A 21,380-nucleotide genomic window follows, 5' to 3' on the forward strand; every position below is an offset into this window, starting at 1 on the left:
CTTACAGCTCCTGTTTCAGGTTGCTCAACAGATCCGCATGCTTGGCAGCATTTACTTCACTGCGGAGAATCGCTTCGGCACCTTTGACAGCCAAAACAGCAACCTGCTCGCGCAATGTTTCGCGCGCACGGTTGGTTTCCTGTTCGACATCGGCTTTTGCCTGCGCTGTAATTCTTGCGGCTTCTGCAGAAGCTTGGCTTTTCGCATCTTCCACAATTTGAGCCGCCCGTTTTTCCGCATTGGCTACCAATTCGGCAACCTGGCTGCGGCCTTCGGCCAAGAGTTCTGCAACTTTCTTTTCTGCCTGCTCAAAATCGCTCTTTCCGCGCTCGGCGGCGGCCAAGCCTTCGGCGATTTTGTCGGCGCGCTCATCAAGGGCTTTGGCAATGGGCGGCCATACATACTTCATGGTAAACCAAACCAAAATGCCAAAAACAATTAATTGCGCAAATAAGGTTGCATTTAAATTCACTTTACTTAACCTTCGTATTGGGGTTAATCAACCAAACGTTGATTCCGCATTTGCTGCGGAACAGTTTGTATGCGGATTAGCCTTGTACAAACGGGTTAACAAAGGCGAACAGCAACGCGATGGCTACACCAATCAGAAATGCCGCATCAATCAAACCGGCAATCAGGAACAGTTTGGTCTGCAGAGGACCGATCAGTTCGGGCTGGCGTGCAGAGGATTCCAAATATTTGGAACCGACCATAGCGATACCGATAGAAGCGCCCAGTGCGCCCAGTGCTACAATCAAACCACAAGCAATAGCAATCAAACCCATTTCAAAACTCCTTAAATTAAAACAAAAGGTTAAACCACATTAAACAACTTCAAAAACATAAAGAACAGCTATCCAACAACAAAAATCAGTGGGCATCATGTGCCTGGCCGATATAAACAAAAGCCAAAGCCATAAAGATAAATGCCTGCAAAGTAATAATCAGAATATGGAAAATTGCCCATGCCGCACCGGCAACGATATGGAACAGGAACAAAACGGGATCCATCAATGTCACGCTACCCGAAGCTGCCCAAGCACCGCCGAGCAAGGCAATCAGCAAGAATACCAATTCACCTGCATACATATTACCGAACAACCGCATACCGTGCGAAACGGTTTTGGACAAGAACTCCAAAATATTGAGCAAAAAGTTTGCAGGGAAAAGCAGCGGGCCGAAAGGAGCGGTAAATAACTCGTGAACCCAGCCTTTGCCGCCTTTGATTTTAATATTGTAATAAATACACACCAGCAAAACGCCGACAGCCAAGGCCAAGGATGTATTCAAATCGGCAGTCGGCACTACGCGGAGCAGCGCATGGTGATCACCGGTTGCACCCTGCCAAGTAACCGGCAGCAAATCTACCGGCAACAAATCCATCGCGTTCATCAGGAAAATCCAAACAAACAGCGTCAGACCGAGCGGGGCAACGGCTTTGCGCGATTCGGCATTATGGATGATGCCTTTGCACATATCGTCGACAAATTCGTAAAGCAGCTCGACCGCAGCCTGAAAACGACCCGGCACACCGGCAGTGGCTTTTACCGCGGCACGGCGCAGCAGGAAGCAGCCCAGCGCCCCCAGCACCACTGCAAAAAATATCGCATCCAAATTGATATAGGAAAAATCGGCGATGTTTTGCAACCCTTGGCCTTTGGTCACATCCGACAGACTGGTCAAACTTTGCAAATGGTGTTTGATATAGTCGGCCGCAGTCATGGTCTCACTTGCGCTTGCCATAATATTCAGCTTTCCAAAAAACAAAAAAAATCACATGGCTGACGGCCAATAAACCGAAAAGAAACGGGAGAAACCGCAGGCTTTGACGGAAAAGGACAAATATCGAAACCATCATCACCAACGCCAGCACTATTCTTAAACCTTCTCCGACGATAAATGCATATCCCGCATATTGCGGCGCGCGGCGGAAAAGATTTAAGAACAGCACCGTAACAACCGAAGGAAAAAAGAAACTCGCACCACCGGCTGCCGCAGACCACGCAGCCGAACTTCCTGCCGCCAAACCGCTTGCCAGCACAACCGCCAGCAAAGCGGCAAACTGCAGATACAGAATTTTTGCCATCGGCGCACACAGTGGGAGTCACATTAAGCTTCGGCACTATAATAAATGCCCTGTTTTCCGTCAAGCCGATTGGTTAAATTTCGTGAAATATTCCGTTTGAAAAACAGCGGAAGATTATCACGGGTAAATTTTCAGACGGCCTTTGTGTGCACAGGCGCCATTCTTAACAAAATTTTTCGAAATCACAAGCCGCCACACAAAATTGGCGAGAAACCGACGCAGCAGGCTGCTTCTGCTTTATTTTCTGCCTGCGGCGCGCGGTTTTGCTGAGGTTTGTTGCTTTCAGACGGCCTAACGGAATTCCACACCCAGCCGTTGCAGCAGCGCATCTAAGGTTTCCGGCGTGTCGAAATGGAGGACGATTCTGCCTTTGCGCCCGTTGCCGCTTTTGACTTCGGCATTGACGCCCAGCGTTTCGGTCAACGTTTCGTTGAGCCTGCGGATATCGGGATGGACGGCTTTTGCCGCCGCGTTTTCAGACGGCCTGTGCACCATTTGGCTGCGCCGCTCCACTTCGCGCACCGACCAGCCGTTTTTCACGGCTTTCTGCGCCAGCTCGAGCTGATCGACCACCGGCAGCGTCAGCAGGGCGCGGGCATGACCCATTTCCAAACGGCGCTGGTAAAGCATGTCCTGCACCGGTTCGGGCAGCGCGAGCAGGCGCAGGCTGTTGGAGATGGCGCTGCGGCTTTTGCCGACGGCCTTGGCGATGGTTTCGTGGGTGAGGCTGAACTCGTCGGCCAGGCGTTTCAGGCCGCGCGCCTCCTCTATCGGATTAAGGTTTTCGCGTTGCAGGTTTTCAATCAAACCCATGGCCAGCGCGGTTTCGTCGCTGATGTTTTTGACGACGACGGGAATTTCGGCCAAACCGGCCATCTGCGCCGCCCGCCAGCGCCGCTCGCCCGCGATGAGCTCGTATTGCGACAGGCCGTGTTCGCGCACGATAACGGGCTGGATAACGCCCTGCACCTTGATGGATTCGGCCAATTCGTGCAGGGCTTCGTCGTCCATCTGCACACGCGGCTGGTAGCGGCCGGGACGGATGTCGCCCACCGGCACGGCGGTGAGCTGGTCGCCCTGTCCGTCTTCGATGCTGCCCGACAGCAGCGAATCCAACCCGCGCCCGAGTCCGCCCGGTTGTTTTGCCATAACTCTTCCTTCGCTTAAAAAATGTGCGCCATTTTAATGGAAAGGCCGTCTGAAAGCAGTTTTATTTTTTCAGACGGCCTGCCTCGTGTATGATGCCGCCCCTGTTTTTCAACGACTTGGACGGGTGACGGATTTGGAAGTTTATCTGGTGCGCCATGGCAAAACTGTGTTCAACACGCTCGGCCGCCTGCAAGGATGGAGCGATTCGCCGCTCACGGAAGAAGGCCATGCGGCAGCGGCAGATTTCGGTGCCAAGCTGGCACGGCGCGGCATTGCGTTTGATGCGGCGTTTTCCAGCACGGCGCCGAGAGCGGCCGCAACGGCGCGCCTGCTGCTCGAACACGCGGGGCAGGCGGCTTTGCCGCTTGCCGAACTGGCGGATTTGCGCGAATGCTGTTTCGGCGGGTTTGAAGGCGAACACGCGCAAACGCTGTACCGCCTGCTGGCCGAACGCAACGGTTTTACCGATGCGGATGCGTTTCAGACGGCCTTCCGTTGGGCGGATCGTTTTATGCTGCTCGATGCCGTGGCGCAGGCCGATCCTCTGCATCTGGCGGAAAACCACGAACGTTTTACCGCCCGCACCGCCGCCGCGCTGAAACAAATCGCCCTTGCCGCGCAAAACTGCCGCCGAGTGCTGGCAGTGGCGCACGGCATGACCATCACCGCCGTGCTCAAAAGCATCGATCCGGCCGCGACGGAATACCGCAGCGTGCCCAACCTTTCCTTGTCGCGCCTGCGGTTTTCAGACGGCCTATGGCGGATAGAATCGGTCGGCGAAGTGTTGTAGGCGCAAGAAAGTGTATCGTTTTGTATCGGACAGTGTAAAAACGGCGGCACAATGCCTATGCAATATGGATTAATTTCAAACTATCGGTTAGAATGCAAACATTCATTTCATAACAATCACCCGTTACAAAGGAGTGCTGTATGGGCTACAAGCGAACCTCCATCAATATTGCTATGTTACAGGCGCGCGACATACTGCTTTCGTATTTCCGTCCGATTCTGCATAACGCGGGCATCACCGACCAACAATGGCGCATCATCCGCCTTCTGGCGGAAAACGGCACTATGGACTTTCAGGAACTGGCCTCCGCCGCCTGCATCCTGCGTCCCAGCCTGACCGGCATCCTTAACCGCCTCGAACAGGGCGGCCTGCTGATCCGCATGAAACCCTCCAACGACCAGCGCCGTGTCTTCCTCAAACTCACCGACGCAGGTACGCAAATCTACGAAAACACCCGTTCGCTGGTTGACAAGCGCTACGAAGAAATCGAGCAACGGATGACCCGCGAAAAAATGAACCAGCTGCACGACCTCTTGGGCGAACTGGCCGCACTCAAACGTCCCGAAGGGGAAAACGGCGGCGCAGACGACTGAATAAACCGCCGTCCGCCCTGACGGGCATACCGCCAACGCGGCAGTGTCGGGTAAAATACCCGCCTGCCGCGTTGGCTATGCGCGGCAGAAACGACAGAAAAGCCGCTCCCGCCTGCCACCTTCGGGGCATAAGCAGGGATGCCGTTTCTAAAACAAACACGGCTTTTCCGCCAATCCGCAGCCAGAGGCCGTCTGAAAACGAAGCTTCAACAAAATTGGAACACGGCATCGACCCAACGACAACCACCGCCGCAAACACCGAACCCATGCCGCATCCCCTGCAACTCCCCTTCCGCGACGCCATGTCCGCCTGCGCCGCCGGCGTCCACGTCGTCACCACAAACGGCGCGGCCGGACGCCACGGCATCACCATGACCGCCGTCACCCCCGTTACCGACGAACCGCCCACCGTCATGCTCTGCATCAACCGCCAATCCGCCATTGTTCCCGTTTTGCAGCAAAACCGCGCCGCCTGCATCAACATCCTCGCCGCACACCAGCAGGACATTGCCGAACACTTCGCCGGCCTCACCACCCTCTCGCCCGAAGAGCGCTTCGAATACCACATCTGGCACAGAGGCCGCAGCGGCCAGCTGCAAATCGAAGGCGCGCTGGCGCACCTGCACGGCCGCACCGCAGCACAAAACCAGGTCGGCAGCCACACCGTCTTCATGATAGAAATCGACGAAATCGCCGTCCCGCCCGCACAGCCGGCCGAAGCCCCCGCCCTCGTCTACTTCCGCCGCCGCTTCGCCGCCCTACCCTAACCCCAATCCCTTTCAGACGGCCACCCGTCTCGCAGAGGCCGTCTGAAACCCGCCACCCCCACAGCCAAGGAAACCGCCATGAGCAACACCCTCGACGACATCCTCGACTTCAACCGCAACTTCGTCGAATCCGGCGAATACGCCCAATTTTTCAGCAACAAATACCCCGAACGCGGCCTGGCCATCCTCTCCTGCATGGACACCCGCCTGTCCGAACTCCTGCCCCGCGCCCTCGGCCTGAAAAACGGCGACGCCAAACTCATCAAAAACGCCGGCGCCCTCGTCAACCACCCCTGGGGCTCGGTCATGCGCAGCCTGCTGATAGCCGTTTTCGAACTGCGCGTCAGCGAAATCATGGTCATCGCCCACTACGACTGCGGCATGCGCGGCATGAGTGCCGACGGCTTCCTCGAAAAAACCGCCGAACACGGCATTCCCGCCGACCGCATCGACACCCTGCGCAACGCCGGCATCGACCTCGACAACTGGCTTACCGGCTTTGACGACGTCGAAGACAGCGTCCGCCACACCGTCGGCATCATCCGCCGCCACCCCCTCATGCCCACCGCCGTCACCGTCCACGGCCTCGTCATCCACCCCACCACCGGCAAACTCACCCTTGTCGTCGACGGCAACGCCCAGACAGAGGCCGAACGGCCATGAGCGGCAAAACCGGACTCTTCGGCGGTACCTTCGACCCGCCCCACAACGGCCACCTGCACATCGCCCGCGCCTTTGCCGACGAAACCGGCCTCGACACCGTCATCTTCCTGCCCGCAGGCGACCCCTACCACAAAAGCGCCCCGTGCACCCCCGCCGCCCACCGCCTCGCCATGACCGAACTGGCGGCTGCGGCCGACCCGCGTTTCGCCGTCTCCGACCTCGACATCGTGCGCGGCGGCGCCACCTACACCGCCGACACCGTGCAAATCTTCCGCCAACACTTCCCCGCCGGCGAACTCTGGTGGCTGATGGGCGCCGACAGCCTCGCCGCCCTCCACACCTGGAAACACTGGCAAACGCTCGTGCGGCAAACCAACATCGCCGTTGCCGCCCGCAGCGGTTTCAGCCTCGCCGCCCTGCCGCCCGAACTGCACGACTGGGCGGGATACGCCCTGAGCCGCGGCAGCCTGCGCCTGCTGCAAGCCCCCCTGTCCGACATCTCCTCCACCGACATCAGAGGCCGTCTGAAAAACGGCCATAGCGCCGACGGCCTCATCCCGCCGCAGGTAGCCGCCTACATCCGCCGCCACAACCTGTACGCCGAAAACCCGCAGGCCGTCTGAACCACCGCCACGGCTTTCAGACGGCCTCAACGCACCGGTAAAACGCACAAAAAGGCCGTCTGAAAAACCGCCCCAACGCCAAACAGGCTTTTAGACAGCCTTTTGTTATACTGCGCCCTTTTCGCCGCACAGGCCGTCTGAAACGGCACACCGTCCAAACCGAACCCTTATGAACCTGCTCTCCATCCTCGGCAAACTCGGCAGCATGACCATGCTGTCGCGCATCCTCGGCTTTATCCGCGACATGATCATCGCCCGTGTCTTCGGCTCGGGCGACGCCGCCGACGCCTTCTTCACCGCCTTCAAACTGCCCAACCTGCTGCGGCGCATTTTCGCCGAAGGCGCATTCGCCCAAGCCTTCGTGCCCGTGCTGGCCGAATACAAACAGACCAAATCGCCCGAAGCCACGCGCGAATTCGTGCAATACATCGCGGGCATGCTCACCTTCGCCCTCACCGTCGTCACCGCAATCGGCGTGCTGGCTGCGCCGTGGATCATCACCGCCACCGCCACGGGCTTCTCCAAAAACCCCGACAAATTCGCCCTCGCCACCGACCTTCTGCGGATTATGTTTCCCTACATCCTGCTGATTTCCCTGTCCTCTTTCGTCGGCTCGATACTCAACACCTACCACAAATTCCAAATCCCCGCCTTCACCCCCGTCCTGCTCAACCTCTCCTTCATCGCCTTCTCGCTGTTTTTCGTGCCCTATTTCGACCCGCCGATCACCGCGCTGGCCTGGGCGGTGTTCGTCGGCGGCATCCTGCAACTCGTCTTCCAACTGCCCTGGCTCGCCAAACAGGGCTTTCTCAACCTGCCCAAACTCGATTTCAAAAACGCCGCCGTCAACCGCGTTATCAAACAAATGATGCCCGCCGTTTTCGCCGCCAGCGTCGCGCAGATTTCCTTAGTGATCAACACCATCTTCGCCTCATTCCTGCAAAGCGGCAGCATCTCTTGGATGTACTACGCCGACCGCCTCACCGAACTGCCCACCGGCGTGCTCGGCGTCGCCCTCGGCACCATCCTCCTGCCCACCCTGTCCAAACACGCGGGCGGACGCAACCCGCGCGAGTTTTCCAAACTGCTCGACTGGGGGCTGCGCCTGTGCTGCCTGCTCGCCGCCCCCGCCGCACTCGGATTGGCGATGCTGGCTTATCCGCTGATTGCGACGATGTTCGTCAGCCAAAGTTTCAGCGCGCACGATGCCATAATGACAAAAAACGCCCTGATCGCCTGCTCCTTCTGCGTCATCGGCCAGATTATGATTAAAGTGCTCGCCCCCGCCTTTTACGCGCAGCAGAACATCAAAACGCCGGTCAAAGTGGCCGTCGTTACCCTGATAGCAACGCAGCTGATGAACCTCGCCTTTATCGTGCCGCTCAAACACGTCGGCCTGTCGCTTTCCGTCGGCCTCGGCGCCTGCCTCAACGCCGCCTTCCTCTACATCCTGCTGCGCGTCAAAGGGCTTTATTTTCCCGACGCGGGCTGGAAACGCTTTTTGGCAAAACTCGCCGTCGCGCTGGCCGTGATGGGCGCGGGGCTGTGGGCGGCGCAGGCGCTGACCGGCTTGGAATGGATCAACATACGCGGCTGGCAAAAAGCCCTGCAACTGGCCTGGCTGGTGCTCTTGGGCATCACCCTCTACTTCACCACCCTCGCCGCCCTGGGCTTCCGTCCGCACCATTTCAAACGCTCGGAACACTAATGCTCGGCGGATAAGACAAAAGGCCGTCTGAAAACCCAAAACAGAGTTTTCAGACGGCCTGACGTATGCCGTGGAGAACAGCCGATGCCCGCGTTGACGGCAGGAATGCGATAAGGCCGTTCCCGCCTACGTCCGCCATTCGGAACGAAAACGTCCGCGCTGACAAAAAAAGGCCGTCTGAAAACCCTGTTGCGGGTTTTCAGACGGCCTTTTGCCGCACAAAACGGCGCGGCTGAATGTCAACACGCCCTAGCGTGCCTGCGGCTGCGCGGCGTTTTCGCTGCCGTCGAGCGTGACCCGTTTCAGGCCGCCGCCGAGGGCTTTGTAGAGATCGGCCATGTTTTCCAGCATGGTCAGGCGGGTGGCGATGAGGGCAGTGTCGGCGGTGTAGCTGCTGCGCTCCGCATCCAAGAGGTCGAGCGCGCTGGATACGCCGTGTTTGTAGCGCAGGCGCACGAGGCGCAGCTGGTCGGCGTAGGCGGTGCTCTGCCTGCTGTTGGCATGGTAGGTTTTGTCGAGCTGCTCGCGGGCGACAAGGGCGTCGGCTACGTCGCGGAAGGCGTTCTGCACGGCGGCTTCGTAGTTGACGACCTGTATTTCTTTACGGATTTTGGCGGCGTCGAGGCTGGCTTTGAGGCTGCCCCAGGTGAAGATGGGGATGTTGATGGTGGGGGCGAACGCCCAAGTGCCGTTGCCTGCGTGGAACAGGTTGTTCAATTCGTGCGAGGCCGTGCCGACGCTGCCGGTGAGGCTGATGCTGGGGAAGAAAGCCGCACGCGCCGCGCCGATGTTGGCATTTGCCTGTTTGAGGGCGTGTTCGGCGGCGCGGATGTCGGGGCGGTTGAGCAGTACGTCGGAGGTAAGGCCGGCACCCAGGCGGTCGAAGACGAATTGTTTATTCAGCGGCAATCCGGCGGGCAGATCATCGGGGATGGGCTGGTTGATGAGGACGGAGAGGGCGTTGCGTGCCTGTTCGCGGCTCTGCACGGCAGACGCGTAGGCGGCTTTGGCCGCTTCGATCAGGGCCTGCTGCTGGCGCAGGTCGATGGCGGAAATCACGCCCGCTTTGTGGCGGATTTCGCTGAGGCGGAAGGTTTCTTCGCGGCTTTTGAGCACTTTTTGCGCCAGTGCCATGTTTTCTTCGGCGGTGCGCTCGTTGAAATAGGCTTTGGCAACGGAGGCGACCAGGGCGAGATGGGCGGAGTCGCGGGCGGCGGCGCTGTTGAAGTAGCCTTCGAGGGCAGCCTGTTTGTTGCTGCGGGCTTTGCCGAAGAGGTCGAGTTCGTAAGAGGAGACGCCGAGGCCGACGCTGTACGACTCGGAAATCACGCCGTGTCCGGTGCCGTTGAGGTCGCCCGCGCTTTTCTGGCGCGCGCCGCTGCCGCTTGCGCCGAGGGAGGGCAGGAGGGCGGCGCGGCTGATGCGGTATTGTTCGCGCATGGCTTCGGCATTGAGCGCGGCGGCACGCAGGTCGGTGTTGCGTTCGAGCGCGATGTCGATCAGGCGGTGCAGGCGCGGGTCGGCGAAGTAGTCTTTCCAGCCCAAGGCGGCGGCCTGTATGCCGTTGTCAGCGCGGTCGTATTGAAATTGCTGCGCCACGGCAACCGGCGGCGTTTCGTATTTGGGAATCATGGTGCAGGCCGACAGGGCAGCGGTTGCGGCAACGGCGGCGAAGGCCGGTTTGAATGCGATGTTTTTCATTGGGATCTCCTTAAACAGGCCGTCTGAAAACCGTGTTTGGCGTTTTCAGACGGCCTTTTGCTTAGTGCCTGTCGTGCAGCTCGTCTTCCGCGCTCACGCCTGCTTCGAGGGCGTGCTGGTGTGCCAGTTCGAGCTCGTGCGCGCTGGGTTTGAAGATTTTGCGCACGCCAACATAGAACAGGGGCACGAGGAATACGGACAGTATCGTGCCGACCAGCATGCCCGACAATACGGTCGTGCCGATGGCTCTCTGGCTGGCGGAGCTGGCGCCGGAGGCGAAGAACAGCGGTACGACGCCGAGAATGAAGGCGAACGAGGTCATGATAATCGGGCGGAAACGCAGGTGCGCGGCTTGGAGCGCGGCTTTTACCGCGTTCATGCCCTGTGCCTGCAGGTCTTTGGCAAACTCGATAATCAGAATGGCGTTTTTCGCGCTCAGGCCGATCACGGTAATCATGCCGACCTTAAAGTAAATATCGTTGAGATATTGCGGCGGCACGCCGAAGATGGCGAGGAAGCTGTTGCGGCCGGTTACGCCCAAGACGATGCCGAGGAAGCCCAGCGGCACAACGAGAATCACGGCCAGCGGTACCGACCAGCTTTCATACAGCGCGGCCAAGACGAGGAAGACGGCGAGGATGGCGAGGCCGTAAACCAGATAGGTTTGCGAGTTGCCTTTCACTTCTTCGCGCGACTGTCCCGCCCATTCGAGGCTGTAGCCGCCTTCGAGCTCGTTGACCAGACGCTGCGCTTCGGCCATCACCTGGCCGGTGGAGTAGCCTGTGGCGGCCGCACCTTCGAGTTTCATCGCCGGATAGCCGTTAAAGCGCACGCTCTGCTGCATGCCGGTTTCCCATTTGGCGGTCACGAAAGTGGACAGCGGCACGGCCACGCCCGACGAATTGGGCACGGTGAGCGCGAGGATGTCTTCGGGCTGCATGCGCGAGGCGGCGTCGGCCTGCACGATTACCCTTTGCAGACGGCCGTTGTTGGGGAAGTCGTTGATGTAGGACGAGCTCAATGCTGTCGCCAATACGGTGCGCACCGACGAGAAATCGATGCCCTGCGCGGCGGCGGCGGCGCGGTCGATTTCCAGTTTGAGCTGCGGCGCGTCTTCAAGGCCGGAGGCGCGCACGGCCGAAGCGTCAAACATCGGGCTTTGGCGCATTTTGTTCATCAGCTCGTTGCGCTTGGCCAGCAGGGCTTCGTGGCCGTTGTTGTTGCGGTCTTGCAGGTACAGCTCGAAGCCGGAGCTGGTGCCCAGCTCCATGATGGCGGGCGGGTTGATGGCGATACCGAAGCCGTCTTTGATGCTGCCCATTAGCGCGCCGGTGATTTTGCCCGACACGGCGGCCGCGCCGCTCATCGGATCGGTACGCTCGCTCCAGTCTTTCAGGGTGATGAAGCCGAAGCCCATGTTCTGCCCCGAGCCGCCGAAGCTGAAGCCGGATACGGTGAGGTAGGTGTCGACTTCGGGCATATTTTGCAGCACTTGGTCCACCACTTTCATGGTTTCGTCGGTGCGCTCTTTGGTTGCGCCCGCAGGCAGCTGCACCATCATCATCAGGCTGCCCTGGTCTTCCTGCGGCAGGAAGGAGGTGGGGATGTTTTTGTACAGCACGCCGGCCACGCCGGCCAGGGCGATGTACACGGCAATCATCGGCACGCCGCGCTTCATCAGCTTGGCTACCCAGCCCTCATAGCCGTGCGTGCCCTTGCTGAACGTGCGGTTGAACCAGCCGAAGAAACCTTTTTTCTCGACATGGTGGCCTTTGGGAATCGGTTTGAGCAGCGTCGCGCACAATGCGGGGGTGAGCGAAAGGGCGAAGAAGGCCGAGAAGCCGATGGCTATCGCCATGGTGGCGGCAAACTGGGTGAAGATTTTGCCCTGCGCACCCGAGAAGAAGAGCAGCGGCACGAACACCGAAATCAGCACGGCGGTAATACCGACTACCGCGCCGGAAATCTGGCTCATGGCCTTTTTGGTGGCTTCTTTCGGTGGCAGCCCTTCTTCCGACATGATGCGCTCGACGTTTTCCACCACCACAATCGCGTCGTCCACCACAATACCGATCACCAGCACCATGGCAAACATGGTCAGCACGTTGATCGACATGCCCAAGTATTGCAGGCAGGCAAACGCGCCCAGTAGCGAAATCGGCACGACGATAGTCGGAATCAGGGTGTAGCGGAAGTTTTGCAGGAACACAAACATCACGATAAACACCAGCACGATCGCCTCGATCAGCGTGTGCACCACCTTCTCAATCGAGATGGAGACGAATTTGGAGGTGTCGTAAGGCGCGCTCCAGGTCATGTCGTTGGGGAAGAAGCGTTTGAGCTCGTCCATGCGCTCGCGCACGGCGGCGGCGGTGGCCATCGCATTGCCCTTGTTCGACAGCATCACGGCCATGCCGACAGCGGGTTTGCCTTTGAGCTTGGTGGAAGTGGAATAGTCCTGGCTGCCCAGATTGATGCTGGCGACGTCTTTCAGATAGACGTTGGAGCCGTCGGTGTTGGCGCGGACGATGATGTTGCCGAACTGCTCGGGCGTGGAGAGCTGGCCTTCGGCGGTGATGGTGGCATAGATGGTCTGGCCGGCCACATTGGGCAGCGCGCCTATCGAGCCGGCGGAAATCTGTACGTTTTGCGCGGAGATGGCCGCGTTGACTTCGGCTACCGACAGGTTGAAGTTTTGCAGCTTTTTCGGGTCTATCCACACGCGCATCGCACGCTGCGAGCCGAACAGGCGGGCGGTACCCACTCCCTCGACGCGCTGGATTTCCGGCTTGATGTTGCGTTCGACATAGTCGGCGATTTCTTCCGTCGTCATGCTTTCAGACGACATCATCAATACCATCAGGAAGTTGGAGCGGGATTTGGATACGGTAACGCCGTTCTGCTGCACGGTGGCGGGCAGTTGCGACAACACTTCCGAGAGTTTGTTCTGCACTTCGACTTGGGCGAAATTCTCGTCGGTTTCCGGCGTAAAGGTCAGCGTCACCGAGCCCGAGCCGCTGCTGTCGGCGCTGGTGGACATATAGTCCAAACCTTCCACGCCGTTCATATTGCGCTCGATAACGGCCAGCACGCTGTCTTCCATCACCTGCGCCGACGCGCCCGGATAGACGGCCTGCAGCGAAATGGTGGGCGCGCCCACGCTGGGATACTGCGACACCGGCAGATTCATGATGCCGATAACGCCCGCCAGAATAATAAATATCGCGATTACCCACGCGAAAATGGGACGGTCGATAAAAAACTTAGCCATGTGCGTGCTTCCTTATTTGGCGGCAGACGCGGTTTCGGAGGCCGTCTGAACGTCCTGTTGCGGCGCAGAGGCGGCTGCTTGGACGGCGGCGGAGGCGGCTTCTTCTTTCAGGTTTTCCTGCGGTTTGGCCTGTGCGGCGGCGGCGCCGTTTTCAGACGGCCTCACCCATTCTTTGGGCGCAACCTTTTTCGAACCGGTTTGCGCGCCCATCATGGCGGCAATAGTTGTGCCCGATACCACGACTTTGTCGCCGGCTTTGAGGCCGTCTGAAACAATCCAGTCGCCGTTTTGCTGCGCGGCTACGGTGACGACGCGCGGTTCGAGCTCGCTCTGCGCGTTCACCACCATCACGGTGTCCTGCTTGCCGCGCGTTACCGCCTGCTGCGGCACGGCGAAACCGCCCTTGATAACCGACTGCGCCATCACGGCGCGCACATACAGATTGGGCAGCAGGATGTTTTGCGGATTGGGCACGATGACGCGCAGCTTCACCTGTCCCGTCGTTTCGCTGACCGTGGTGTCGGCAAACATCAGATAGCCTTTTTCGCCGTAGGTCGAGCCGTCTTCAAACTTGATGTCCACTTCGATGCGGCCGCCCACCGGCTGAACCTTGCCCTCGGCAATCTGGCGGCGCAGCTTCATGATTTCCGTTGCCGACTGGGTCACATTGGCATACATCGGGTCGGTCTGCTTGATATTGGCCATCGCCGTGGTGTCGCCCGCGCCCACCAGCGCGCCTTCGGACACGTTCGACTGGCCGATAAAGCCGGAAATCGGCGCGGTGATACGGGCGTAGTTGACATTAATCTGCGCCGAACGGATGGCCGCCTTGGCCGCTTTCACGCTGGCATCGGCCGAACGTTTGGCGCTGACGGCAGCGTCGTATTCCTGACGGCTGATGGCATCGGCCTCAACCAGCGGACGGTAGCGCGCCACATCGGCATTGGCTTTGGCCTGCGCCGCCTCGGCGGAAGCGAGCTGGGCGCGCGCGCTTTCCAGCGAAGCCAGATAGGACGCGTCTTCCAACTGGTAGAGCGGCTGGCCTTCGCGTACGAAGCTGCCTTCCTGGAACAGGCGGCGTTTGACGATGCCGCCCACCTGCGGACGCACGTCGGCCGAGCGTACGGCTTCCAAACGGCCGGGCAGTTCGACGCCGATTTCGATATCCTGAGGCTGCACGGTCAACACTTCCACCGTCGGCGTGGGCATTTGCTGCTGCGCCGCCGCTTCCTGCTGTTTGCCGTCGCCGTCGCCCTGCTGTGCCTGCTGCGTATCTTTTCCGCCGCCGCAGGCCGTCAGAGCCAGCAGCACGGTGGCAGCCAGAGCCGCCGGACGCCATACGTTCCGTATCATGTTTTCTATCCTTATCTTTTTGACATTACAGAAAATAAACCGTGGCAGGCCGTCTGAAACTCTTTCAGACGGCCTGCCGAACCTTGTTAGGGCGCGGATTATACATACAGCCTTGAATGTAATAAAAGCGGAATCTATAATGCGCGCCGTTTTTTTACAAATCTCCCCCGGCATTCCAATCTTTATGCGCAAAACCAAAGCCGAAGCCCAAAAAACCCGCGAGCAGCTTTTGCAGTCCGCCCTCGACACTTTTCTCGAAAACGGCGTTTCCCGCACCTCGCTTGCCGCCATCGCCCGCAACGCCGGCGTCACACGCGGCGCGCTCTATTGGCATTTCAAAAACAAAGAAGATTTGTTCGAAGCCCTGTTCCAACAGATTTTCGCCGACTGTGGCGCCTCCTTCGCCACCTGCCTGGAAAAACCCGACAGCCGCAGCCTGCGCCGCATGTTTGTCGACATCTTCGACCACATCCAACACAACACCCCGCACCGCCAGCTCCTCATCATCCTGCACACCAAATGCGAGTTCACCGAAGAAACCCGGCCGATTATGGCGGCGCACCAAAAATACATCGGCCTGTGGGAACAGCAGCTGTGGCGCATCCTCGAAACCTGTGCCGGCGGCGGCGAACTGCCCGCCGACCTCGACATCAACCTCGCCGTCCACTACCTGCACGCCGTCACCGGCGGCCTGATCGACATGTGGGTGTACGAACAGCAAACCAACCTTGCCGCCCTCGTCCCGCCCATCATCGACGCCGCCATCCACACCCTGCAACACAGCCCCGCCCTGCGTAAGGCCGTCTGAAAGCTCAGCTTCAACGAAGTTAAAGCGCATCTATATATAAGGAAGACCCCCATGACCAACCCCGCCCGTCCCCGCCTGATACAGGTGCAAAGCAGCGCCGCCCTCGGCAAAAACATGCGCCGCATCGTCTTTTGCAGCCCCGAGCTGGCCGACTACCCCTGCGAAAGCCACGGCGTCCCCTTCAAACTCCTCCTGCCGCAGCCCGGCCAAAGCGCGCCGAAACTGCCCGACATCTTTGAAAACGGCCGCCCCAAATGGCTGAGGCCGTCTGAAAAACCGCTTACCCGCACCTACACCGTGCGCCATTTCGACCGCGCCGCGCAAACCCTCACCGTCGATTTCGTCCTGCACGGCGAACACGGTCCCGCCGCCGCCTTCGCCGCCCGCGCCCAAGCGGGCGACACCGTCGGCATCGCCGCCCCCAAACGCGGCGCGATGCTCAAACCCGCCGCCGAATACCTGATGGCGGGCGACCTCACCGCCCTGCCTGCCATCGCCGCCATGCTCGAAGAAATGGCGCAGAGCCGTCCCGACGCGCGGGGCACTGTCTTCCTGCTGCTGCCCGACGAAGCCGACCTGCCCGAACTCGTCCGCCCCGCAGGCATCGCCGTGCGCCCCTTTATCGGCGGTGCGGAACAAAACGCCGCCATCGCCGCCGCCGTCGCCCAAGCGCGCCCCACCACCACCGACTGCCAAATCTGGTTTGCCGCCGAAGCCGCCCTCGTCGCCGCCCTGCGCCCCATCGCCCGCCAAGACTGGCAACTGCCGCCCGCCCGCTGCTACGCCGTTCCCTACTGGCGACAGGGCGAAGCCGAAGAAGCCTACCACCAACAACGCCACGCCTTTGTCGACAGCGACGGCGAAGAGGCCGTCTGAAACAATGTGCGGGCGCAATGAGGCCGTCTGAACAGCTTTCAGACGGCCTCTTGCCGTTTTCCCGCCGCCGATACGCGCCATCGGCTACAATCCCGCCCCGAACACAAAAGGCCGTCTGAAAACATGCTCACCGACTTGGAAAAAAACGCCATCCGCGACCACTACCGCGCCATCTCCGAAAACCTGCCGCAGTTCCGCCCGCGTGCGGCGCAGCGGCAGATGATTGCGGCGGTGGCCAACGCCTTCTCGCGCAGCAAAACCCGAGCCGAAGGCGAAGAGCCGCCCAAGCGCGAAGGCGAGAGCATCACCGTGATCGAAGGGCCGACCGGCGTGGGCAAATCCCTGTCCTACCTGCTGGCCGGCGGCATCATGGCGCAAACGCGCGGCAAACGCCTCATTGTGTCCAGCGCCACCGTCGCCCTGCAAGAACAGCTCGTCCACCGCGACCTACCCTTTCTCGTCGGCAACAGCGGCCTCGAACTCACCTTCGCCCTGGCCAAAGGGCGCGGCCGCTACCTCTGCCCCTACAAGCTCTACCAGCTCACGCAAACGCACGCCCAGGGTACGCTCGCCGGTTTCGACCGCCCGCCCTCCGTCTTGTGGGACAACAAACCCAGCGCCTCCGATCTGCACACCCTCAACAGCATCGCCGACGAATTTTCCGCCCGCCGCTTCAACGGCGACCGCGACGAGTGGCCGGAAAAAATCCCCGACCCGCTCTGGCAGCAGGTCACCAACGACCGCCACGGCTGCCTGAAAAACGCCTGTCCCAACCGCGCCGAATGCCCCTTCTACCTCGCCCGCGACACCCTCGAAACGGTGGACGTCGTCGTCGCCAACCACGACCTGCTGCTCTCCGACATCGCCATGGGCGGCGGCGTCATCCTGCCCGCCCCCGAAAACAGCTTCTACTGCATCGACGAAGCGCACCACCTCGCCAAAAAAGCCGTCAGCCGCTTCGCCGCCGAACACTCCCTCAACCAAGCCCTGTGGATGCTCGACAAACTGCCACCCGTGCTCGACCGCGTCGTCGGCCTTACCGACAAAAGCGAAACCGGCAGCCTTGCCGACGAAGCCGCCGCCTCCCTGCTCGACAGCCTCAACGAATGGCAGTTCCACCTCGGCAGCGAACCTGCGCTCGACCTGCCCGACGACGGCACCGACCCCGTCTGGCTGTGGCAGGACGGCAAAATCCCCGACGGCCTCGACCTCCTCGTCGCCAACACCACCGCCGCCGCCCGCGCCCTCGCCAAACACATCGTCCAACTCAACGACGCCCTCTCCGCCGCCCGCCGCGACAAAGACCAGGACAGCGCCCTGATCGACCGCACCACCACCGAGTTCGGCATCTTCGTCGCCCGCAGCGAACAAACCGCCGACGTGTGGGAACTGCTCGCCACCGCCACCCCCGAAGGCGGCGAACCGCTGGCCAAATGGATAGAGAGGCGCGTCGGCGACAAAAACGACTACCACTTCCACGCCTCCCCCATCTCCGGCGCCGCCACCCTCGCCAACGGCCTGTGGCGGCGCGCCGCCGGCGCCGTCCTCACCTCCGCCACCCTGCGCTCGCTCAACAGCTTCGACCTGCTGCTGCGCCAAACCGGCCTTGTCTGGCTGCCCGACACCGAAACCCTCGCCCTCGACAGCCCCTTCGACTTCCCCAAACAGGGCGAACTCTACATCCCGCCCCTGTCCGCCAGCCCCAAACAGCCCGCCGAACACACCGCCGCCGTCATCGAATGGCTGCCCAAACTCGTCTCCGCCGCCGAACCCGTCGGCACGCTCGTCCTCTTCACCTCGCGCAAACAAATGAACGAAGTCGCCATGCGCCTGCCCGAAGACTACCTGCCGCTCATTCTGGTGCAGGGCGAAATCCCCAAAGCCGTCCTCCTCGAAAAACACCGCGCCGCCCTCGCCGACGGCCGCGCCAGCATCATCTTCGGCCTCGACAGCTTCGCCGAAGGGCTCGACCTGCCGGGCGAAGCCTGCGTCCACGTCGTCATCGTCAAACTGCCCTTCTCCATGCCCGACAACCCCATCGAAAAAACGCAAAACCGCTGGATAGAACAGCGCGGCGGCAACCCCTTCATAGAAGTGACCGTGCCCGAAGCCGGCATCAAACTCGTCCAGGCCGCCGGCCGCCTCATCCGCACCGAAAGCGACTACGGCCGCGTCACCATCCTCGACAACCGCGTCCTCACCCAACGCTACGGCCGCCAACTCCTCGCCTGCCTGCCGCCCTTCAAACGCATAGGCTGAACGGCAAAAGGCCGTCTGAAAGCGGGAAACGGGCTTTCAGACGGCCTTCAATTATCGGTATATCGTTTACCGTTCGCGCAAACTCTCATCCACTTTGGTCTGTAGAGGACTGAGCAAATAATCAATCACCCGCCGTTTGCCGGTTTTAATTTCGGCGGTGATGTTCATGCCGCCGGTCAGATTGACTTTCTGCCCGTCTATCATCAGGTAGTTTTTGTCGAGCGCAACGGTTACGGCGAATACCAGACCCAGTTTTTCATGTTCCACCGCATCGAAGCTGACATTTTTCACTTTGCCGGTGAGATAGCCGTAGCGTGTATAAGGGAAGGATTCGATTTTGATAACCGCATCCTGTCCTGCTTTGACAAAGCCGATATCTTTGTTCGGCAGTAGTGCTTCGATTTCCATCTGCTCTTCGTCAGGCACTACCACCATAATCGGCTGGGCGGCGGTAACCACGCCGCCTATGGTATGGGTAGCCAGCTGCTGCACGGTGCCGTTGACGGGGGAATCGAGCTTCATCAGCTCCTTACGCCGGCGGGCTTTTTCGGTCTGGCTGTCGAGCTGGGCAATTTGTTCATCGGCCTGACGCAAAGCATCAAGCGTGTCGCGTTTTAGCGTTTGGGTATTGAGAACACGGTTTTGCTGAGCCTGACGGATGCTCTCGTCGATTTGGCGCATCTGGCTTTTTTGGCCGGCGAGATCGTTGCGGTTTTGGATAAGCTTGCTTTCCTGCTCGTAATACGCGTGTTGGGAGACGAAGTTTTCCGCCAGCAGTTTTTTATAATCGGCAGTGCGTTTGCTTTCAATGCCGCTGATTTGTTCGAGTTTGCGCACTTGGGCAGCCGTTACCTGTTTTTCCGCTTCATGGCCGCGCAGGGCAGCCTGAAGCTGCATATCCTGTGCCGACCAGGTTTGGTACTGGTTTTGCGCCAAAACCTGCGCGGCGGCAAGTTCGCTTTCAGGAATCTGCCATTGCTGCGCCCGCTGTTTGTCCAGCTGCGGCAGCCGGTTTTGTTCCAATGCCGCCAGCACGGCTTCGTAGCGCAGTTTATTTACCCGCGCTGCCCGCAGCGCTTCGGCAGACTGCACATAATCGGATTCGGAGCCGATGCCTTCCAGTTCAACCAGCGTCTGCCCGGCTTTGACGTGTTCGCCGTTTTGTACGGCGATTTTTTTGACTACGGCGGTTTCCAGCGGTTGGATGGTTTTACTGCGGCTGTTCGGAGCGGTTCTGCCTTCTGCCACCGCAACAATATCGATTTTTCCGACCAGCGCCCACAGCAGCGCCAAGAGCGCAAACAGCATAATCAGCCGTGCAGTCCATTTGGGTGCAGCCGACAGCGGGGTTTCGACCAATTCCAGATGGGCGGGCAGAAAAGCACGCTCGTCCTTATCTCGCACCGGTGGATCAAGTTGGGCACGTACCGACCAAACATTGCGCCAAACAGTAAGATAACGGGAAAAGAATTCTTTATAGGCTTGGAAGCGGATACCCATGGCGGTAGTTTTGTAAAGATTTGACAAAAGTAGCACGATAACACAGCAGGTTGTGCATCTCAATAAAGAAAGCACACCCGCCAGCCTCTGACGAGTGTGCTTCTCACGAACCGTTTTCACACGGTCTTTTCAGTCTCTATTTAGAGTGGAGAAGACGCTAACACAGGTTGTTGCATTTGTGGCGAGATACCGGCAGAAGTTCCCCCTGCTTGGGAACCAAATACAGACATCGACTGCACCAAATTGTCTGCCATCTGTGCGTACTTGGCAAAATCTGATGCCTGCACCACTTTATCCGTAAACTCAAAACGTTCAACAATATAACTAGAATTATTGAAGAAATTTTGTACACGCACGGAATCTTGACGGTTATTGGTTCGCAAGATTAAGTCAGATCCTGTTTTGAAAAATTCAATATCGACCAACTTCAAGCTGTCCAAACGCAAAGTATCCGTTGCACCATCAACAGCATAGTCATTGATAACATCATTTCCAAAACCTCTTCTGAAGATGTAGGTGTCGCTGCCGGCTCCTCCTTCTAGGTAGTCGTTGCCGAAACCGCCTATCAGGGTGTCGTTACCGTCATTACCATACAGATAGTCGTTGCCATCCCCTCCGTCCAGTTTGTCATTGCCTTCGTTTCCGTCCAGACGGTCGTTATCCGCTCCGCCTATCAGATTGTCGTTGCCGGAAGAACCGTACAGCGTGTCGTTACCCGCTCCGCCGTTCAGTGTGCTGCCTTTGGCATAGGCATACAGAACGTCTTCTCCTGCCGTACCGCGTTGTACCAACGATTTCACTGCTTCTACATTCAGACGGCCTCCGTCGGAAAATTCGATGGCGTCTACGCGGTAATTGCCTGCCGCATCGCTTTCAAAGAAGTAGCTGACGGTTACTTTGTCGGTGCTGTTTTTAGCCGCAATTATCAAATCGTTGCCGCTGCGGGTGAAGTTGAAGTGGCTTTGTTTCCAGCCGTCGGTAAAGCGGATGGTGTCTTTGCGGCCTTCGCTTGCGTCGTAGTTAGATACGGTGTCTTCGCCGAATTTTCTTCCGAAGATGTAGGTGTCGCTGCCGGCTCCTCCTTCTAGGTAGTCGTTGCCGAAACCGCCTATCAGGGTGTCGTTACCGTTATTACCATACAGATAGTCGTTGCCATCCCCTCCGTCCAGTTTGTCATTGCCTTCGTTTCCGTCCAGACGGTCGTTATCCGCTCCGCCTATCAGATTGTCGTTG

The 21,380-nt window shown here is 59.3% G+C and carries 19 protein-coding genes; 9 read left to right on the forward strand and 10 right to left on the reverse strand.

Annotation, left to right across the window (positions count from 1 at the left end):
* Nucleotide 1: 1 nt before the first annotated feature.
* From ACLD9W_RS05370 to ACLD9W_RS05390, 5 genes are all read right to left on the reverse strand, one after another.
* Nucleotides 2–472, reverse strand: coding sequence for a F0F1 ATP synthase subunit B (locus ACLD9W_RS05370; protein WP_410841057.1), 471 nt, complete (start codon nucleotides 470–472; stop codon nucleotides 2–4).
* Nucleotides 473–548: 76 nt separating this feature from the next.
* Entirely contained in the window at nucleotides 549–785 is a 237-nt protein-coding gene (gene atpE, locus ACLD9W_RS05375; RefSeq protein WP_009426366.1) for a F0F1 ATP synthase subunit C, read from the reverse strand.
* An 85-nt stretch (nucleotides 786–870) separates the two neighbouring features.
* Nucleotides 871–1,743, reverse strand: coding sequence for a F0F1 ATP synthase subunit A (gene atpB, locus ACLD9W_RS05380; protein ID WP_410841058.1), 873 nt, complete (start codon nucleotides 1,741–1,743; stop codon nucleotides 871–873).
* Nucleotides 1,727–2,086, reverse strand: a complete 360-nt coding sequence (locus ACLD9W_RS05385; protein WP_410841059.1) for an ATP synthase subunit I — start codon at nucleotides 2,084–2,086, stop codon at nucleotides 1,727–1,729. Before ACLD9W_RS05385 ends, atpB begins: the two co-directional genes overlap by 17 nt.
* Before the next feature lie 291 nt (nucleotides 2,087–2,377).
* Complete coding sequence (locus tag ACLD9W_RS05390; RefSeq protein ID WP_410841060.1) at nucleotides 2,378–3,235, reverse strand: ParB/RepB/Spo0J family partition protein; 858 nt, start codon at nucleotides 3,233–3,235, stop codon at nucleotides 2,378–2,380.
* Nucleotides 3,236–3,359: 124 nt separating this feature from the next.
* Between ACLD9W_RS05390 and ACLD9W_RS05395 the strand changes: the two genes are divergently transcribed.
* From ACLD9W_RS05395 to murJ, 6 genes are all read left to right on the forward strand, one after another.
* Complete coding sequence (locus tag ACLD9W_RS05395) at nucleotides 3,360–4,025, forward strand: histidine phosphatase family protein (protein ID WP_410841061.1); 666 nt, start codon at nucleotides 3,360–3,362, stop codon at nucleotides 4,023–4,025.
* Between the two features lie 140 nt (nucleotides 4,026–4,165).
* Entirely contained in the window at nucleotides 4,166–4,618 is a 453-nt protein-coding gene (gene hpaR, locus ACLD9W_RS05400; RefSeq protein ID WP_410841062.1) for a homoprotocatechuate degradation operon regulator HpaR, read from the forward strand.
* Between the two features lie 266 nt (nucleotides 4,619–4,884).
* A complete protein-coding gene (hpaC, locus tag ACLD9W_RS05405; RefSeq protein ID WP_410841074.1) occupies nucleotides 4,885–5,385 on the forward strand; it encodes a 4-hydroxyphenylacetate 3-monooxygenase, reductase component in 501 nt (166 codons plus the stop codon).
* A gap of 78 nt (nucleotides 5,386–5,463) precedes the next feature.
* Nucleotides 5,464–6,048: a beta-class carbonic anhydrase gene (locus ACLD9W_RS05410; RefSeq protein WP_410841063.1), complete on the forward strand. Its 585-nt coding sequence runs from the start codon at nucleotides 5,464–5,466 to the stop codon at nucleotides 6,046–6,048.
* The gene (gene nadD / locus ACLD9W_RS05415; RefSeq protein ID WP_410841064.1) at nucleotides 6,045–6,671 is read left to right on the forward strand and encodes a nicotinate-nucleotide adenylyltransferase; all 627 of its coding nucleotides are present in this window, start codon (nucleotides 6,045–6,047) and stop codon (nucleotides 6,669–6,671) included. Before ACLD9W_RS05410 ends, nadD begins: the two co-directional genes overlap by 4 nt.
* A gap of 169 nt (nucleotides 6,672–6,840) precedes the next feature.
* The gene (gene murJ / locus ACLD9W_RS05420) at nucleotides 6,841–8,379 is read left to right on the forward strand and encodes a murein biosynthesis integral membrane protein MurJ (protein ID WP_410841065.1); all 1,539 of its coding nucleotides are present in this window, start codon (nucleotides 6,841–6,843) and stop codon (nucleotides 8,377–8,379) included.
* A 249-nt stretch (nucleotides 8,380–8,628) separates the two neighbouring features.
* Here murJ and ACLD9W_RS05425 read toward each other — a convergent pair whose 3' ends face one another.
* From ACLD9W_RS05425 to ACLD9W_RS05435, 3 genes are all read right to left on the reverse strand, one after another.
* The gene (locus ACLD9W_RS05425) at nucleotides 8,629–10,080 is read right to left on the reverse strand and encodes an efflux transporter outer membrane subunit (RefSeq protein ID WP_410841066.1); all 1,452 of its coding nucleotides are present in this window, start codon (nucleotides 10,078–10,080) and stop codon (nucleotides 8,629–8,631) included.
* 61 nt (nucleotides 10,081–10,141) lie between these two features.
* On the reverse strand, nucleotides 10,142–13,351 hold the full coding sequence (locus ACLD9W_RS05430) for an efflux RND transporter permease subunit (RefSeq protein ID WP_410841067.1): 3,210 nt from the start codon (nucleotides 13,349–13,351) through the stop codon (nucleotides 10,142–10,144).
* A gap of 12 nt (nucleotides 13,352–13,363) precedes the next feature.
* Nucleotides 13,364–14,704 carry an efflux RND transporter periplasmic adaptor subunit gene (locus ACLD9W_RS05435; RefSeq protein ID WP_410841068.1) on the reverse strand — a complete coding sequence of 447 codons (1,341 nt, stop codon included), beginning with the start codon at nucleotides 14,702–14,704 and terminating at the stop codon, nucleotides 13,364–13,366.
* A 139-nt stretch (nucleotides 14,705–14,843) separates the two neighbouring features.
* Between ACLD9W_RS05435 and ACLD9W_RS05440 the strand changes: the two genes are divergently transcribed.
* From ACLD9W_RS05440 to dinG, 3 genes are all read left to right on the forward strand, one after another.
* Nucleotides 14,844–15,512 (forward strand): TetR family transcriptional regulator, encoded by a 669-nt coding sequence (locus ACLD9W_RS05440; protein ID WP_410841069.1) that lies wholly within the window; start codon nucleotides 14,844–14,846, stop codon nucleotides 15,510–15,512.
* Nucleotides 15,513–15,563: 51 nt separating this feature from the next.
* Nucleotides 15,564–16,388: a siderophore-interacting protein gene (locus ACLD9W_RS05445; RefSeq protein ID WP_410841070.1), complete on the forward strand. Its 825-nt coding sequence runs from the start codon at nucleotides 15,564–15,566 to the stop codon at nucleotides 16,386–16,388.
* Nucleotides 16,389–16,511: 123 nt separating this feature from the next.
* On the forward strand, nucleotides 16,512–18,647 hold the full coding sequence (gene dinG / locus ACLD9W_RS05450; RefSeq protein ID WP_410841071.1) for an ATP-dependent DNA helicase DinG: 2,136 nt from the start codon (nucleotides 16,512–16,514) through the stop codon (nucleotides 18,645–18,647).
* Between the two features lie 66 nt (nucleotides 18,648–18,713).
* Here the strand turns inward: dinG and ACLD9W_RS05455 are convergent, their stop codons facing one another.
* Nucleotides 18,714–20,141: an HlyD family type I secretion periplasmic adaptor subunit gene (locus ACLD9W_RS05455; protein WP_410841075.1), complete on the reverse strand. Its 1,428-nt coding sequence runs from the start codon at nucleotides 20,139–20,141 to the stop codon at nucleotides 18,714–18,716.
* 146 nt (nucleotides 20,142–20,287) lie between these two features.
* Nucleotides 20,288–21,380, reverse strand: a 1,093-nt coding sequence (locus ACLD9W_RS05460; protein ID WP_410841072.1) for a calcium-binding protein, incomplete at its 5' end; no start/stop codon positions are given.

The sequence above is a fragment of the Neisseria sp. WLZKY-1 genome, from assembly GCF_046546535.1.
Taxonomy (GTDB): Bacteria; Pseudomonadota; Gammaproteobacteria; order Burkholderiales; family Neisseriaceae; genus Neisseria.

What these genes read in the sequence shown, in the direction of transcription:
- dinG (WP_410841071.1), top strand. Translation starts at nt 16,512, where the DNA reads ATGCTCACCGACTTGGAAAAAAACGCCATCCGCGACCACTACCGCGCC.
- hpaR (WP_410841062.1), top strand. Translation starts at nt 4,166, where the DNA reads ATGGGCTACAAGCGAACCTCCATCAATATTGCTATGTTACAGGCGCGC.
- atpB (WP_410841058.1), bottom strand. Translation starts at nt 1,743, where the DNA reads ATGGCAAGCGCAAGTGAGACCATGACTGCGGCCGACTATATCAAACAC.
- ACLD9W_RS05425 (WP_410841066.1), bottom strand. Translation starts at nt 10,080, where the DNA reads ATGAAAAACATCGCATTCAAACCGGCCTTCGCCGCCGTTGCCGCAACC.
- ACLD9W_RS05435 (WP_410841068.1), bottom strand. Translation starts at nt 14,704, where the DNA reads ATGATACGGAACGTATGGCGTCCGGCGGCTCTGGCTGCCACCGTGCTG.
- ACLD9W_RS05385 (WP_410841059.1), bottom strand. Translation starts at nt 2,086, where the DNA reads ATGGCAAAAATTCTGTATCTGCAGTTTGCCGCTTTGCTGGCGGTTGTG.
- ACLD9W_RS05440 (WP_410841069.1), top strand. Translation starts at nt 14,844, where the DNA reads ATGCGCGCCGTTTTTTTACAAATCTCCCCCGGCATTCCAATCTTTATG.
- nadD (WP_410841064.1), top strand. Translation starts at nt 6,045, where the DNA reads ATGAGCGGCAAAACCGGACTCTTCGGCGGTACCTTCGACCCGCCCCAC.
- ACLD9W_RS05390 (WP_410841060.1), bottom strand. Translation starts at nt 3,235, where the DNA reads ATGGCAAAACAACCGGGCGGACTCGGGCGCGGGTTGGATTCGCTGCTG.
- hpaC (WP_410841074.1), top strand. Translation starts at nt 4,885, where the DNA reads ATGCCGCATCCCCTGCAACTCCCCTTCCGCGACGCCATGTCCGCCTGC.
- ACLD9W_RS05445 (WP_410841070.1), top strand. Translation starts at nt 15,564, where the DNA reads ATGACCAACCCCGCCCGTCCCCGCCTGATACAGGTGCAAAGCAGCGCC.
- murJ (WP_410841065.1), top strand. Translation starts at nt 6,841, where the DNA reads ATGAACCTGCTCTCCATCCTCGGCAAACTCGGCAGCATGACCATGCTG.
- ACLD9W_RS05430 (WP_410841067.1), bottom strand. Translation starts at nt 13,351, where the DNA reads ATGGCTAAGTTTTTTATCGACCGTCCCATTTTCGCGTGGGTAATCGCG.
- atpE (WP_009426366.1), bottom strand. Translation starts at nt 785, where the DNA reads ATGGGTTTGATTGCTATTGCTTGTGGTTTGATTGTAGCACTGGGCGCA.
- ACLD9W_RS05410 (WP_410841063.1), top strand. Translation starts at nt 5,464, where the DNA reads ATGAGCAACACCCTCGACGACATCCTCGACTTCAACCGCAACTTCGTC.